Source organism: Dysgonomonas sp. Shenzhen-Wh21, assembly GCF_043392705.1.
Classification (GTDB): Bacteria; Bacteroidota; Bacteroidia; order Bacteroidales; family Dysgonomonadaceae; genus Dysgonomonas.
The window spans coordinates 1-16,616 of record NZ_JAIXHZ010000141.1; the positions used below are offsets into that span (position 1 = coordinate 1).

At 37.8% G+C, this 16,616-nt stretch carries 11 protein-coding genes and 4 pseudogenes; 12 read left to right on the top strand and 3 right to left on the bottom strand.

The features are described 5' to 3' along the window. Positions 1–26: 26 nt before the first annotated feature. Positions 27–350 (top strand): annotated as a pseudogene (locus tag LDB17_RS09510) (gfo/Idh/MocA family oxidoreductase); the annotation flags it as partial. A 102-nt stretch (positions 351–452) separates the two neighbouring features. After that, a pseudogene (locus LDB17_RS09515) lies at positions 453–1,091 on the top strand (DUF1080 domain-containing protein); the annotation flags it as partial. A gap of 176 nt (positions 1,092–1,267) precedes the next feature. Here the strand turns inward: LDB17_RS09515 and LDB17_RS09520 are convergent. Together LDB17_RS09520 and LDB17_RS09525 are read right to left on the bottom strand one after the other, a co-directional pair. Then, the gene (locus tag LDB17_RS09520) at positions 1,268–2,710 is read right to left on the bottom strand and encodes an amino acid permease (RefSeq protein WP_252636528.1); all 1,443 of its coding nucleotides are present in this window, start codon (positions 2,708–2,710) and stop codon (positions 1,268–1,270) included. 162 nt (positions 2,711–2,872) lie between these two features. Continuing rightward, on the bottom strand, positions 2,873–4,324 hold the full coding sequence (locus tag LDB17_RS09525) for an amino acid permease (protein WP_252636527.1): 1,452 nt from the start codon (positions 4,322–4,324) through the stop codon (positions 2,873–2,875). A gap of 280 nt (positions 4,325–4,604) precedes the next feature. Here LDB17_RS09525 and proC point away from each other — a divergent pair, with 280 nt between their 5' ends. The 10 genes and pseudogenes from proC (at position 4,605) to LDB17_RS09575 (ending at position 14,163) form a co-directional block, all read left to right on the top strand. Further along, positions 4,605–5,390 carry a pyrroline-5-carboxylate reductase gene (proC, locus tag LDB17_RS09530; protein WP_252636526.1) on the top strand — a complete coding sequence of 262 codons (786 nt, stop codon included), beginning with the start codon at positions 4,605–4,607 and terminating at the stop codon, positions 5,388–5,390. 306 nt (positions 5,391–5,696) lie between these two features. Next, positions 5,697–7,424 (top strand): annotated as a pseudogene (gene recJ, locus LDB17_RS09535) (single-stranded-DNA-specific exonuclease RecJ). 19 nt (positions 7,425–7,443) lie between these two features. Beyond that, on the top strand, positions 7,444–8,241 hold the full coding sequence (locus tag LDB17_RS09540; protein WP_252636524.1) for an MBL fold metallo-hydrolase: 798 nt from the start codon (positions 7,444–7,446) through the stop codon (positions 8,239–8,241). An 88-nt stretch (positions 8,242–8,329) separates the two neighbouring features. Then, positions 8,330–10,234 (top strand): ATP-dependent DNA helicase RecQ, encoded by a 1,905-nt coding sequence (locus LDB17_RS09545; RefSeq protein WP_252636523.1) that lies wholly within the window; start codon positions 8,330–8,332, stop codon positions 10,232–10,234. Between the two features lie 76 nt (positions 10,235–10,310). Further along, a complete protein-coding gene (locus LDB17_RS09550; protein WP_252636522.1) occupies positions 10,311–10,778 on the top strand; it encodes a DUF4870 domain-containing protein in 468 nt (155 codons plus the stop codon). Between the two features lie 5 nt (positions 10,779–10,783). Then, positions 10,784–11,500, top strand: a complete 717-nt coding sequence (gene hisA / locus LDB17_RS09555) for a 1-(5-phosphoribosyl)-5-[(5-phosphoribosylamino)methylideneamino]imidazole-4-carboxamide isomerase (protein WP_252636521.1) — start codon at positions 10,784–10,786, stop codon at positions 11,498–11,500. A 14-nt stretch (positions 11,501–11,514) separates the two neighbouring features. After that, entirely contained in the window at positions 11,515–12,267 is a 753-nt protein-coding gene (hisF, locus tag LDB17_RS09560; RefSeq protein WP_252636520.1) for an imidazole glycerol phosphate synthase subunit HisF, read from the top strand. Beyond that, entirely contained in the window at positions 12,264–12,860 is a 597-nt protein-coding gene (gene hisIE / locus LDB17_RS09565; RefSeq protein WP_252636519.1) for a bifunctional phosphoribosyl-AMP cyclohydrolase/phosphoribosyl-ATP diphosphatase HisIE, read from the top strand. The genes hisF and hisIE overlap by 4 nt, the downstream gene beginning before the upstream one ends. Before the next feature lie 61 nt (positions 12,861–12,921). After that, positions 12,922–13,449: pseudogene (locus tag LDB17_RS09570) on the top strand (cell division ATP-binding protein FtsE); the annotation flags it as partial. A gap of 186 nt (positions 13,450–13,635) precedes the next feature. Next, positions 13,636–14,163: a GNAT family N-acetyltransferase gene (locus LDB17_RS09575; RefSeq protein WP_252636518.1), complete on the top strand. Its 528-nt coding sequence runs from the start codon at positions 13,636–13,638 to the stop codon at positions 14,161–14,163. 73 nt (positions 14,164–14,236) lie between these two features. On the opposite strand, the gene LDB17_RS09580 is transcribed toward LDB17_RS09575, so the two are convergent. Further along, positions 14,237–16,573: a glycoside hydrolase family 20 protein gene (locus LDB17_RS09580; protein ID WP_252636517.1), complete on the bottom strand. Its 2,337-nt coding sequence runs from the start codon at positions 16,571–16,573 to the stop codon at positions 14,237–14,239. Positions 16,574–16,616 lie beyond the last annotated feature (43 nt).

Here is a 16,616-nt window from a genome sequence, read left to right on the forward strand (position 1 = left end):
GCAAGAAGTTTGCGAAATGATTTGAAGGGCTCTTCGGTACTACACTTTCTATCATACCGGAAAGCAAGGCTAGGGATATGGCTTCTAAATTACCGGAAGTACCGAAGAGCCCTTCAAATCATTTCGCAAACTTCTTGCTAGCATGTACAGGAGTAGAAAAGACTCGTTCTCCGTTTGAAATTCATGGACCATTAAGTCAGGTTTTCTCTTTAGGAGTAATGGCTCAACGCTTGAATACGAAATTTTATTTCGACAGTAGAACAAAACAAATAACAAATAATGCGTTTGCCAACGCAATGCTGACCGGAATTCCTCCGCGCAAAGATTGGGAACAATATTATAAAATATAAAATCAGATATCATACATGAAGAAATATATATTAGCGGTTGCTATAAGTTTATTTACGATGTCTCTGTTTGCTCAAGATAATGTATTGACCGAACAAGAAACAAGAGATGGGTGGAAATTATTGTGGGATGGTAAAACAACAGAAGGATGGAAAGGAGCCCGAATTAGTACTTTCCCATCTAAGGGTTGGGTAATAGATAATGGTATTTTGAAAGTACTGAAAAGCGGTGGCGGCGAGTCGGCGAATGGCGGCGATATTGTAACTACCCGTAAGTATAAGAATTTTATACTGAAAGTAGATTTTAAAATTACAGAAGGAGCAAACAGTGGAATAAAGTATTTTGTAAACCCAGATTTAAATAAAGGCGAGGGTTCTGCTATTGGTTGTGAGTTCCAGATACTTGATGATGAAAAACACCCGGATGCAAAATTGGGAGTAAAAGGGAATAGAACATTAGGTTCGTTGTATGATCTGATTCCGGCATCGGCAGATAAACCTTTTATCAAGAGTGGTTTTAATACTGCGACTGTTGTAGTTATTGACAATAAAGTTCAACATTGGTTGAATGGCGTTAAAATTGTTGAGTATGAGCGTAACAATCAGATGTGGAATGCATTGGTTGCTTACAGTAAATACGCAAACTGGCCTAACTTTGGAAATGCAGCGGAAGGCAATATTTTACTACAGGATCATGGTGATGAAGTGTGGTTTAAAAATGTAAAAATTAAGGAACTGAAGTAACAAACCTACTAATTATAAAGATTAAAGAGGTTGTGCCGAAAATATTTTTTATCATCTGTCAAGTTTGAATGAAGTGAAACATCTCGTATCTCAATAGCCGAGATTCTCCATTACACTAAAAAAGACAAGACGGATAATGATAAAAGTATTTTACTTTTGGTACAACCTCTTTTGTATTATTTCTTATTGAGTTTACTATGCTTAATTCCGTAGGTGAAGTAAATAACAAAACCTATAACCATCCATACTATCAACCTGAGCCAAGTATCCAAAGGCAAGGCAAGCATCTGCGACAGACATATTAAAACGCCTAATATAGGAACAAGAGGAGTTTTGAATGGACGCTCTACATCCGGACGTGTTTTGCGTAGAATTATTATTGATATACATACCAGCGTGAAAGCCATTAAAGTTCCAATAGACACAAGCTCTCCGAGTACATTTATCGGCAGAAGCCCTGCTATAAGACCAACAGCAATACAGGTTACAATCGTTGAATTGTGAGGTGTACTATATTTAGGATGTACTTTCGAAAAGAATTTAGGAAGTAAGCCATCTCTAGATATCGTATAGAATATACGTGATTGGGCAAGCATCATAACCAAAACAACAGAGCTTAATCCTGCTATGGCACCTATTTTGATTGGCATACGCAGCCATACAAGACCTTCTCCCGCATTGTCTATAGCCAGAGCGATGGGAGCAGGGACGCTCAATTCTTTGTAATTTACTATTCCCGTTAACACAACCGTGACGGCAATGTATAAGATAGTACATATAAGTAACGATAGCAGTATTCCTTTGGGCATATCTTTCTGAGGGTTTTTGGCTTCTTGCGCAGTTGTTGATACTGCATCAAATCCGATGTAAGCAAAGAAGATAACTCCTGCACCACGAAATATTCCGCTCCAACCATAATGACCAAATTCGCCTGTATTTTGAGGAATGTAAGGTGTCCAGTTGGCAGTGTCTATAAATGATAGCCCAAAACCTATAAATAATAGTATAACAACAACTTTAACGACAACTACAATGTTATTTAACGTAGCAGACTGACTTATTCCCCGAATCAACAGTACAGACATAACTGCCACAACAAACATAGCCGGGAAGTTTATAATGCTACCGGTTGTAATCCAACCTCCGGCGGAGGTGTGATCGAATGGAGCTAGGCGCATATTCATTGGTATATGCAATCCGAAGTCGTCGAGGAAACTCACAAAATAGCCCGACCACCCAACAGCTACAGTTCCGGCCGTAAACAGATACTCGAGTATTAGATCCCAGCCTATAAACCAGGCAAAGAATTCTCCTAATGTAGAGTAGCTGTAAGAATAGGCACTTCCTGCCACGGGAATCATGGATGCAAACTCCGCATAACAAAGTCCGGCCATTGCGCATCCCAATGCAGAAATGATGAAAGAAATTGTCAGGGCAGGGCCAGCATAATTTGCAGCGGCAGTTCCTGTAAGAACGAATATTCCGGTACCGATGATCGCTCCTATGCCTAAGGCTATTAAATGCCTGACTGATAAGGTCCTTTTCAATCCACCCTTTTCTTGGAGGGAATCTTTGAGAATGGATGCAATATCCTTCTTGCGGAGTAGTTGTTCTTTCATTAAGTTGTTATATTTTATGTGTGTTGACAAAAATAATAACTTTTTGAACTATTTTGTATTAGTTGCGTGTCAAAATGATTTTAAAACTCAAAATTAAATTTCTTAAAGATCTGTATTGGTAACTAAGAGTGATTGTACGAATGACTCCTTCTGCACAATGCCTTATTTATTATTCAGCTTACTATGCTTAATGCCATAAGTGAAATATATAATGAATCCTAAAATAGTCCAGCCAATCATTCTTTCCCATGTGCTCCAAGGTAGAGATACCATTTGTACGATACATATAGCAGCACCTAAGAGTGGAACAAATGGAACAAGTGGAGTTTTGAATGGACGCTTTAGGTCTGGCTGTGTTTTACGTAGTATAACAATTGATATACAAACTATAGTGAATGCCATTAACGTGCCGATTGATACCAGTTCGCTGAGTACATGCAATGGAAATAGACCTGCTATTAACCCTGTTACAATACTGGCGAATATGGTTGCATTATGAGGAACGCCATGTTTCGGACTTACTTTAGAGAAGACACTTGGTAATAAACCATCTTTTGAAATAGCATAATATATTCGTGATTGTCCTAACATCATAACTAAGATTACGGAACTAAGTCCGGCAATAGCTCCAAGCTTGATAAAGGGGCTCAGCCATGCCAAACCTTCACCTGCACGGTCGATCGCTAACGCGATGGGTGCATCTACGTTGAGGTCTTTATAATTTACGATTCCTGTCAATACTGTTGTTACACCAATATAAAGAACAGCACAGATAAGTAATGATATAAGGATACCTTTTGGCATATCTTTTTGAGGATTACGTGCCTCTCCAGCTGCTGTAGACAAGGCATCAAAACCTAAATATGCATAAAAAACAACAGCAGCCCCACGAAGGATTCCTGTCCATCCGAAGTTTCCATACCCTCCTGTATTTTCAGGGATATATGGTACCCAGTTGCTTGTGTCGATATATGATAAACCAAAACCTATGAATAATAGAATAACACCGACTTTTATAACTACAATCACATTGTTGACAAGAGCTGACTGCTTTATGCCTCCAATAAGAAATGCGGAAACTATGGCTACGATAAATACAGCAGGAAAATTGATGATTTTCCCTGTCCACACCCAGCTTCCGTCTTTCAGGTGATCGAAAGTGGCCCCTGCTATTTGCTCAGGGAAATGTATCCCCCATTCATTTAATAAACTGAGCATGTAGCCCGACCATCCCACAGCAACGCTGGAGCATGCGAAAAGGTATTCAAGAACTAAAATCCAACCTACAAACCAAGCTAATACTTCACCCATTGTAGTATAGCTGTAGGAATACACTCCTCCTGATACCGGTATCATTGCAGCAAACTCAGCATAGCATAAACCAGCCATAACACATCCCAGTGCTGATATAACAAAAGAAATCGTTAGAGCCGGACCCGCATACATTGAAGCTGCCTGACCGGTAATGACAAAAATACCTGTGCCTACAATGGCTCCAATTCCTAAGGTTATAAGGTTGGTCGCAGTCAGACTTCTTCTAAGCCCTTCTTTGTTTTCTGAAGGCTCTCCAAGTATAACCGAAATGTCTTTTTTCTTGAATAATCTATCGAGCATAATTTAGAATTTGTGCAAAAGTAAGGAAAATGAAATAATTATCTTGTTATTGGAGGTGTTTTAGATAAAAAAGAAATATTTTTTGATAATTTTACGTTTTAGTGGCATCCATCGAACAAGAAAAGTAGAATACTAAAATAGTAAATATTAATTTAGGAATTAATTATCACTAAAGAATCTTGATAAAGGTTGACTTGTTCTATAATTTTCATAAGTGAGATATATAACTAGAAAGAAGATTATAAAGACTATATAAAGAAACACTATAATAAATAAGTATATGAAAATATCGATTATAGGCGGCGGAAACATGGGTGGAGCTATTGCTCGAGGATTGTCTACCGGCTTACTTTTTAAAGCTCAGGATATAACGGTCATTACGAAAACTTCGGCTTCGGCAACTCGGATGAAAGACTCGGCAGAACGCTTAAATGTAGTCGCCAGTGAATACGATTCATTAGATACAGCCGATATTGTAATTGTTGCAGTTAAACCATGGCTTATAGAGGAAGTATTGTTACAAAACAAAGATAGATTGAAAAATCCAGCTCAGATATTGGTGTCTGTTGCTTCCGGTATTTCATTAGAGCAGTTAGCGAGTTGGTCGGTAGTCGGGAAAAGCATCTTTCGGGTGATGCCAAACACAGCGATTGCCGAAAAACAAAGTATGACTTTTGTTTCTACTCTGAATGCTCAAAAAGAAGATATAACACAGATTGTAGATATATTTAATGAATTAGGAAAAACAGAATTAATCGATGAAAAGCTATTGCCTGCAGCAACGTCTTTGGCATCGTGCGGTATAGCCTATGCGTTTCGTTATATTAGAGCGGCGATGGAAGGTGGTGTGGAGATGGGGTTGTATCCAAATCAGGCTAAAGAAATAGTGATGCAGACGTTGTTGGGTGCAGTGAAGCTGCTTGAGGCAAATGGCTCCCATCCCGAAGCCGAGATTGATAAGGTAACCACTGCCGGAGGTATAACAATAAAGGGACTTAATGAAATGGAGCATGCGGGGTTTACGTCATCGGTTATCAAAGGATTGAAAGCAAGTAATGTAAAGTAATATATGCTCCGAATGATATAGAGTCTTACTAAAAATAGTAAGACTTTTTTTATACATATAAATCGATCGATAGCCTGATTGTATTTGTGTTTTGTGCATAGATTATTCTATCATAATAAAAAATAAAAAGTAAAATCGGCGATACTGATTTCACTTATATATATTATCTTTACGAATTCGTACTAGGCTACTTTTCGATATAAATAGCCGTACTAAGAGATTGGCAAAAGGGCATATTGTTGTCATATTTAACAAAAAAATGCTAGCCTATCTCTCTTGAGACAGAAGAAAGAAAAACTATATATAATGATTTACAAATGGAATTACGAAGCCCTAACAACCCAGCAAAAAGAGCAGAGAGATGAGCTTGCTAAGAAATTAGGCATAAGCCCTGTTCTTTGCCAACTCTTGATTCAGAGAGGGATATCTTCTGCCGAAGAGGCCCGTAAGTTCTTTCATCCTAGTTTGAGAGACTTGCATGACCCCTTCTTGTTGCCTGATATGGATAAGGCTATAAAGAGAATAGAAAAGGCACTGGGACAAAAACAACGTATACTTATATACGGAGATTACGATGTAGACGGAACAACTGCGGTTGCTCTTGTGTACAAGTTTCTTCGGAAGTTTACTACCAATCTGGATTATTATATTCCCGACCGTTACGATGAAGGTTATGGGATATCCGAACAAGGTATAGACTATGCAGAGGAAACAGGCGTTAAGTTGATCATTGCGCTCGACTGCGGCATAAAAGCAAATGAAAAGATAGACTATGCTAAAAGCAAGGGGATCGATTTTATTACTCTGAGCCAATGCCTGCACAAGCTTAAAGCCGACTCCGCATCCCGAAAGATGTTCGTAAGGATAGGTAGAGTCTAAACGTTTGGCATCTATTACAGCTACCGCATCGGGCAAGACATCATCGGGCATGTGGTGATCACCAATGATAAAATCGATTTTTCAGAAATTACAGATTTGCTAGATCTGGTAGCTGTAAGTGTGGCATCCGATATTGTACCTATTACAGGAGAAAATAGGGTACTTACCTATTTTGGATTGAAACAGATAAACTCCAATCCCAGTTTAGGACTTAAAGGTATAATTGATATTTGCGGTTTAACATATAAGAATATTACAGTTAATGATATAATTTTCAAAATCGGACCACGCATCAATGCTTCGGGTCGTATGATGAAAGGAAAAGAGGCTGTAGATTTACTTTTGTCGAGCACGATCGAAGATGCTCGTGAGAAAAGTATGAATATAGACCATTATAATGATGATCGCCGCGAGCTCGATAAACGAATTACAGAAGAAGCAATACAGTTTATCGATGAAAATGTAGATATGAAAGAGAAGAAAAGTATCGTTATCTACAATGAAACATGGCACAAGGGTGTTATCGGCATTGTCGCTTCACGTTTGACTGAAAAATATTTACGACCTGCTGTTGTTCTTACCAAGTCTCAAGGGTTAATTACAGGTTCTGCCCGTTCGGTAATGGGTTTTGACGTTTACAAGGCGATTGAAGCCTGCAAAGATATTTTAGAAAACTTTGGAGGACATACCTATGCTGCCGGATTATCATTGAAAGAAGAAAATTTAAAGGAATTCAAAAGCCGTTTCGAAGCCCTATCTCTCGAAATGATTGCTCCCGAGATGATGCGTCCTCAGATACGTGTCGATGCTGAACTCTCGTTTAAGGAAATAAATCAGAAGTTTACTGAAGATTTAGCTGCTTTTGCTCCTTTTGGTCCTGAAAACCTGAATCCTATATTTGTTACGTGCAATGTAATGGATTATGGTACAAGCAAATTGGTGGGAAAAGATAATGTTCATCTCAAGCTTGAAATGATAGACGATACAATGTCGACACCTGTAAATGGAATTGCTTTCAGACAACAGGATAGTTCAGATAAGGTTAAAAGTGGTAAGCCTTTTGATATATGTTATACATTGGAAGAAAATACGCATAACGGCAAGACTAATATTCAGCTTTATGTGAAAGATATTGATACCGGACAATTTTGCTAACTTCAAAATTATTAAGCTTATGAGGAAATCATTATTATCAATATTCGTATTAACTACAGTTTTATTCGTTTCTTGTGGTAATAAATCTACAGCAAATTCATCTGTAGCATCAACCGATTCATTAAGTATGAATACTCAACCTGAATATATTAAAGCGGATGTGTATGAAACCAGTGCCGGGCCTTTGAAAGTGACTCTCGTGGGTCATGCCTCACTTATGTTCGAGTTTGGAGGGAAAATAATACATGTAGATCCGTACTCAAAAGTTGCAGACTATTCGAAGTTGCCTAAGGCCGATCTGATACTGCTCACTCACGAGCACGGAGATCATCTCGATAGTACAGCTATTGCTGCCGTGAAAAGGGCTGATACACATTTTATTGTATCTAAGGTATGTAATGAAATCCTTAAATATGGTGATGTAATCAATAATGGTGATCATGTTCACTGGGCTAATCTGCATATAGATGCTGTGCCTGCATATAACATTGTGAATAAAAAGCCGGATGGAGAAGTCTATCATCCAAAAGGTAGAGGAAACGGATACATTATAGCATTCGGAGATAAAAGAGTATATGTAGCAGGAGATACCGAAAATATCCCTGAAATGGATAAGTTGAAAGGTACGATAGATATCGCTTTCTTACCCAAAAATCTTCCTTATACAATGAATGACGACATGTTTGTTGATGCTGCTAAAAAAGTACAGCCGAAAGTTCTTTACCCTTATCACATGTCAGAATTTGATCAGGAAAAAATAGGTAAATCCTTGGATGGTACTAATATAAAATTAGAGATTCGTCCAATGAAAAACTAATATAGGAATAAACTGAATTTAATGTGCCAATATGCCAATATTATAATCAAATTGGGATGTTGGCATATTTATTAATAGGTTTTTTAGAATGGATATATATAACAAAATATTAAAGCAATATTGGGGTTACGATGAGTTTCGTCCATTACAGGAAGATATTATCCATTCCGTTAGCCAAGGGAAAGATACATTGGGGCTTATGCCTACAGGAGGAGGGAAATCTCTAACTTTTCAGGTTCCGGCAATGGCTATGGAGGGTATTTGCATCGTTGTTACCCCTCTTATTGCATTGATGAAAGACCAGGTGGATAATCTTCGTGAAAGAGGAATTAAAGCCTTGGCTGTATATTCGGGAATGACTCGCCAGGAGATTATTACTACACTCGAGAATGCTGTATTTGGTGATTATAAGTTTCTATATGTATCACCTGAAAGGCTTGCCTCGCAACTTTTCCTGAGTAAGCTTCAACATATGAATGTCTGCTTACTTGTAGTCGATGAATCGCATTGTATCTCTCAATGGGGGTACGATTTCCGCCCGTCTTATCTGCGCATCGTAGAGATACGTCAGCATATAGCCGAAGTGGCAGTGTTGGCTCTCACTGCGACTGCAACCGCTGATGTGATAGATGATATCCAAGAGCAGCTTCACTTTAAGGGAAAAAATGTATTCCGAAAAAGTTTCGAGCGTAAGAATTTGGCATATATCGTTCGTAGCACAGAGGGAAAACAAGAAGAGTTAGTTCGAATTCTCGAAAAAATAAGAGGGTCTACTATTGTATATGTGCGTAGCAGGCAGCGGACGAAAGAGATATCTGATTTCTTAATTAAAAATGGTTTTTCATCCGATTTCTATCATGCCGGATTGAATGCTTCGGATAAAATACGCAAGCAAAATGCATGGAAGAATAATGAGATCAGAATAATAGTTTGTACAAATGCTTTTGGAATGGGAATAGATAAGCCCGATGTCCGCTTGGTAGTACATACCGATCTACCTAATTCTATCGAAGAATATTTTCAGGAAGCGGGACGTGGAGGGCGTGATGGAGAAAAGTCTTATGCGGTTATATTGTACGATAGAAATGATAGTGCTAAACTCAAAAAGCGCATAAGAGATGAATTTCCTGAAAGGGAGTTTATCTTTCAGGTATATCAATCTTTAGCTTATTTTTTTCAAATAGCTGAAGGTTATGGAACAGGTATGATTTATGATTTTAATATCCATCAATTCTGTTCGGTGTATAAGTTGCCAATACTGCCTGTACATAATGCTTTAAAAATTCTTGATCTTGCCGGTTATATTGAATATACGGATGAAGTAGATAATCGTTCTAGGCTCATGTTTACTGTTTACCGAGACGATTTATACCATTATAATTTTGATAAGGAGTATGAGCAATTGGTAAACACAATATTGCGACTTTATACCGGACTTTTTACTAATTATGCAACTATAAATGAGGCTGAGATTGCTTTAAGGATGGATAAGTCGCGGAATGCAGTTTATGAGATGCTCAAGGTGCTAGATAAAAGAAATATTATTGATTTTATACCTCATAAAAAAACTCCTTTGATTGCTTATACCCAACCTCGTATAGATGTTAAGTATCTTAATATTCCCCGAATAGTGAACGAAGATCGTAGATTTCGCTTCGAGAAACGCATAGAGGCGATTAGTCATTATGCAGAACAAAATGAAATATGTCGAAGTCGTATTTTGCTCTCTTATTTTGGCGAAAAGAAAATAAATGATTGCGGGCAGTGTGATATATGCTTGGCTAAGAATGGTTCGGGGCTAAATAATAAGACGTTTAATGAAATAGCTCAGGCTGTAAAATGTTTGATAAAGAGTGATTTATTTTCTGTGGATCATGTTGTCAGTTCATTGTCTGAATATAATCAAAAAGACATCTTGGATACCATTCGCTTTTTAGTTGATCGTGGTGAATTGGAAATGATATCAGGTAAAGTACGTGTAATAAACGCCTAACACTTATCTTATAACTTACAACTTTATATTATCTTTACAGGATTATCGTTTTACTTTAAAAAAACGTCATTTTGTTATGGATAAATATGAGGATTTGAGAATATTGGAAGATCTAAGATCGAAGGGAGCCATATCAGAAGAAGAATATCAAAGAGAAAAGGATAAAATCCTGAATTCCTCTTTTAGTGGCCAAACCAGAAATTCACTCGGGATGGAAGAAAACACATACTTGATGTTGATGCACCTTTCCCAGTTTGCAGGGTTCATTATTGCCGGATTGGGTTTTGTTATCCCAATTGTGATGTGGCTGGTTAATGCGGATAAGAGTGAGGCTGTAAGTAGGCATGGTAAGAATATCGCCAACTTTATGTTGAGTATGCTTATCTATATAGTTATATCAATCATACTTTGCCTCGTACTTATTGGTATACCTATGCTTATCGCTTTAGGAATAATTGAGATTGTGTTTATTATTATTGCTGCCGTAAAAGCCAATAATGGAGAGTATTGGAAATATCCTCTAAGTATACCGTTTTTTACCTGATATAAATGATAGAAATAATTCCGGCTATAGATCTAATTGATGGGAAGTGTGTACGACTTTCGCAAGGAGACTATGAAGCCAAAAAAGTATATAATGAAGATCCCTTGGAGGTTGCCAAAATGTTTGAAGGTGCCGGTATTCGGCGTTTACACTTGGTAGACCTTGATGGAGCTAAAGCAAAACATATAGTCAATCAATCAGTATTGGAGAAAATTGCATCCAACACATCCCTTATCATTGATTTTGGAGGAGGTGTGCAAAGTGATGAGGATATTGAAATTGCTTTTAATTCGGGTGCATCAATGGTTACCGGAGGCAGCATTGCTGTCAGAAATAAGGAGCTTTTTACTTCTTGGATAACCAGATATGGAGTAGATAAGATTATACTTGGTGCCGATTGTAAAGATCATAAGATTGCCGTGTCGGGTTGGCAGGAAGCAACCTCAGTTGAGGTAATTCCTTTTATCTGCGATTATAACCAAAAAGGTATATCGAAAGTTGTTTGTACCGATATTAGCAAAGATGGTATGCTGCAAGGCCCATCGATTGATTTGTATAAGGATATATTAAATGTTTTTCCGAATTTGTATCTCATTGCTAGTGGTGGTGTAAGTTGTTTTCAGGATATACTTGATTTAGAAAAATCAGGAGTGCCTGCTGTTATTTTAGGGAAGGCTATTTATGAGAATAGAGTTACGCTAAAAGAATTGAGTAGGAGATAAAATAAAAAGAATACATGTTAGCAAAAAGAATTATACCTTGTCTTGATGTAAAAGATGGGAAAACTGTAAAAGGAACGAACTTTGTCAATCTCAGAGAAGCCGGAGATCCTGTCGAATTGGGAGTACGTTATAGTGAGCAAGGAGCCGATGAATTAGTCTTTCTTGATATCACAGCATCGCACGAAGAGCGTAAAACTTTTATAGACCTTGTTAAGCGTATTGCTGCAAATATTAATATCCCATTTACTATAGGAGGCGGTATCAATGAGCTTTCTGACGTAGACAGACTTTTGAATGCGGGTGCTGATAAGATTTCGGTAAATTCGACGGCTATCAGAAATCCGAAAATAATAGAAGAGATCGCCAAAAACTTTGGTTCTCAGGTGTGTGTGTGTGCGATAGATGCCAGCCTCAAAGATGGAATATGGTCTTGCTATACAAGTGGAGGACGGAACAAGACAGATAAAGAACTCTTCTCGTGGGCAAAGGAAGTTGAAAGTTTAGGAGCAGGAGAGATCCTATTCACTAGTATGGATCACGATGGAGTGAAGACCGGCTATGCGAATGAAGCTTTGCGCATGTTATCCGAAACATTAAATATCCCGATCATAGCATCCGGAGGCGCAGGAAATATGCAACATTTTCGGGATGTCTTTGTCGAAGGTAAAGCCGATGCAGCACTTGCTGCTAGTGTTTTTCACTTTGGGGAGATTGCGATAAAAGATTTGAAAGAGTATTTGAAAAAAGAAAATATAAATGTAAGATGAAACTTGATTTCGATAAAGTGGGCGGACTTATCCCTGCAATTATACAAGACAATGTAACAAACAAAGTCCTAATGTTGGGCTACATGAATGAAGAGGCTCTGAATAAAACTCAGGAGACTGGGAAAGTTACATTTTTCAGCCGTACGAAACAGCGTCTGTGGACAAAAGGGGAGGAGAGTGGTAACTTTCTTAATGTGATTAGTATAAAAGACGATTGCGATCACGATACACTACTCATTAAGGTAGACCCTGTTGGTCCTGTGTGCCATACAGGGGCTGATACCTGCTTTGAAGAGGACAATAAAGAAGATATTCTTTTCTTTAAATATCTACAGCATTTTATAGAGAAACGTTACAAAGAAATGCCGGAAGGCTCATATACCACATCTCTTTTTCAATCGGGAATAAACCGCATGGCTCAGAAAGTGGGAGAAGAGGCTTTAGAATCTGTAATAGAAGCATGTAATGGTACTGATGATCGTCTGATTTATGAATCTGCCGATATGCTTTATCACTTGATTGTTTTGCTTACATCCAAAGGATTGAGCATCGAAGATTTAGCTAGAGAGCTTCAAAAGAGGCATAAGAAATAAAACACGTAGACTGTGAGCAAATAGTATCTGCTAATTGTTTAACTGTTGAAATAGAGTAATTATGGATACAGAAAAAGATATAATTGTAAAATACGAAGGTGTTGATCTCGAGCGAGCTGGCAACACAATATTAAGTGATATTAATCTGACTATCAGAGAAGGAGATTTTGTGTATCTGATTGGCAAGGTTGGTTCAGGAAAAAGTACTCTTCTCAAAAGTATGTATCATGAGATACCTTTAGTTAGAGGTACAGGAAAAGTTTTGGACTATGAGTTGGAAAATATCAAAAAGAAACAAATCCCTTACTTGAGAAGAAAAGTAGGTATTGTTTTTCAGGATTTTCAATTATTGATCGACCGGTCGGCAGAAAAGAATCTTGAATTTGTATTGCGGGCTACCGGATGGAAAAACAAAGATTTAATAAGTCTACGGATTAATGAAGTACTGACTCAGGTTGGTATGCAAAATAAAGGCTATAAAATGCCCCATGAACTTTCGGGTGGAGAACAACAAAGAATTGTTATTGCTCGTGCTTTACTCAACTCACCGGAGGTTATATTAGCTGACGAACCAACCGGAAACTTAGATCCTGAGATGGGGGGGCAGATTGTTCAATTACTTCATACTATAGCAGGAAATGGTACGGCTGTAGTCATGTCGACGCATAATTATGCCGTTGTACAAAAATATCCCGGACGTATCGTAAAATGCGAGGACGGTTACTTGAAAGAAGTAAAAACCAGCCAAGGGAATTAATAAAAATAACACAAGAAAATGGAGATTAAGGAATTAGATATATCAAATCATGCGGAGGTTTCGTTTATAGAAAATCTTTATATCGAATCTTTTCCTCTTAGCGAACGACGCCCTTTCGAGAAAATGCTCGATTTGCATAAAGGTGAAAGTCCATTTGTTATATCTGTAACGATAGAAGACGGTAAATTAGTTGGTTTTCTCACATATTGGGACTTAGATAAATTTATTTTTGCAGAACACTTTGCTATTTCACCCTACTTCCGAAATGGAGGTTACGGACGTAAAGTAATGGAATTGTTTATGCAAACATCTAGGCCTATAATTCTTGAAGTAGAACTTCCTGCAACCATATTATCCGAGCGCCGTATCGGCTTTTATCAGCGTTTAGGGTTCAGATTGTGGGAGAATGTACAATATCAGCAACCGGCTTATCATAATGATGGGAATGCCATTCCGATGAAACTAATGTCTTACGGAGATATTGATATTGAGCGTAACTTGGTAGATATTCGCAGTAAAATATATAGTGTTGTGTATAACTGTTGAAACAAATATATTCTATATAAAAAACAAAGAAGCAATCTGATCAGATTGCTTCTTTGTTTTTCATTACATTTTCTTATTCAATGATTATCTCGTCAACAAATACGAATGAGGGACTTCCTTTCCCTACATGCCAGTCTGGGATTGACTTGGTAACTTTTGCTGTTATTTTTACATAGCGAGCTTTCTGTGTTGGGAATTTAGCGACCAAATCCTGCACTCTATCACTCGGGCTCTCTTTATCTACTATTGGATATTTTTCTTCGAATACTTGTTTGAAAGATTCTCCATCTTCAGAAAGAGATACAATATACTCTGTTGCTCCAAAAATCCACGATCCCGGACTAACAAAAGTCCCCGTAGTAACTTCTGACATTTCTGTCGGTTCTTTCATGTCGATAGTTGCAACGAAGTCTGTATTATAAAAGCCGAGCCATTCTCCATTCGCATGAGAGGTGCCGCCTCTTTTTCCATTTACCAACGTGATTGCTCCGTTGTAAGTATAATTTTTGTGAGGGGCATTCTCCAGTTTGATGTTTTTGAATGTGGCTTTATTGAACTCAAAAGATTCGCTGTATTCTTTGCTTTGTTCCTTGTCTCTGAATGCTATAGCCTTTATGGTTGCTGTTGAACTAATCTCGATAGGGTGTTGATATTTTATACTCTTAGTCGATGGCGTACTACCATCTAGAGTATAGTATATAGGAGCGTTATCATAGGTGAAAAGTTTTACATTTACTACACCTTTGTCTGCATCTTGAATAATCTCGGAACTAATGTCTACTACATGCGTTGCAAAGTTGTAATCCAGCTTTTTATATAGGTTCATCAATTTGCCAAGGCGAGGCAGGAAAAATTCATAGTTTTTCTTTTCCGGCATTGTCCATTGCACTTCGCTTAATGCCGCAGCTCTAGGCAATACCATATATTCTGCCTGTTTAGAGTCTACTACATACTCTGTCCATAAGTTAGCCTGAGTACCTATTATATATTTGCTTTCTTCCGCTGTAAGTTCACTAGGAACAGGTTCGAAGCTATATACTTTCTTTACAGAAACAAACCCTCCGAAAGCAAGAGGTTCTCCCGTTGTGTCATCTGTCTGATAATAATCGAAATATAAATGAGATGTAGGAGTCATCACTGCTTCGTGTTTCATTTTTGCAGCAGATGCACCGCCTTCCATGCCTCTCCACGACATAACTTTAGCATTCGGAGCTAATCCTCCTTCGAGTATTTCGTCCCAACCGATGATTTCACGTCCTTTACTATTCAAGAATTTCTCCATACGAGATATTACATAGCTTTGTAGCATGTCTTCTTTCGTATGTTTTGTATCTCCTTTAAGTCCTAATTCTTTAATTTTAGCCTGACATTTAAGACATTCCTTCCATCTCACTTTAGGACATTCATCACCACCTACATGTATAAGTTTAGATGGGAATAGCTCTATAAGCTCAGAATATACATTCTCTAGGAAAGTGTATATCTCTTCATTACCGGCGCATAGCACATCGTCAAATACACCCCAAGATTCACCCACCTTATATGGGCCTCCTGTACAACCAAGATTAGGATAGGCTGATAATGCAGCCAACATATGGCCAGGAAGGTCTATTTCCGGAACAATGGTTATAAAACGTTTCTGAGCATACGCTACTATCTCTTTTATTTGCTCTTGTGTATAATAACCACCATAAGGTTTTCCGTCATACTTAGCAGAGTTTCTTCCGATAACAGTCTGAGCACGTTGAGACCCTACCTTGGTGAGTTCGGGATATTTTTTTATCTCTATTCTCCATCCCTGATCATCAGTAAGGTGCCAGTGAAAACGGTTCATGTTGTGCAGAGCTAAAATATCTATATATTTTTTTATAAACTCTACAGGAAACATATGGCGACCTACGTCAAGCATCATTCCTCGGTATTCGAAACGTGGGTAATCCTTTATTTCTACAGCCGGAAAGAGAATTGTACTGTTTGATGCATCTTCGGGGATCGATTTTCTTAATGTTTGTACTCCGTAAAATGTTCCGGCATTGTCTTTCCCGTTAATGATTATCTGTTTGCTGTTTACAATAAGACTGTATGATTCAGGCTTCTCTGCCTGATAATCAGCTTTGAGTGTAATCGAGTTTTCAGATACTTTTTTATCTGTTACTTTTAGGCTCAAACCTGTACTCAATTTGAGGTACTCGGACAGAAATTCGGCTGTTTGCTTTTGTATCTCATCGCCTTTCGAATAACTAATCTGAGTATTACTATTTAACGTGAAACTTTCATTTCCCGCCAAAGTTATACTTTGAGGTAATGGGATAACTTCGTAATTAGCCTTTAGTGGAATTTTGTTCTCGCATCCGGCTAATGTAGCGGTTACAAGTAAAAAATAACAAATGGTTTTAAGGGTTTTTCTCATGAACTTTTTTGATTTTAGATTTGAACACATAAAGATACAATAA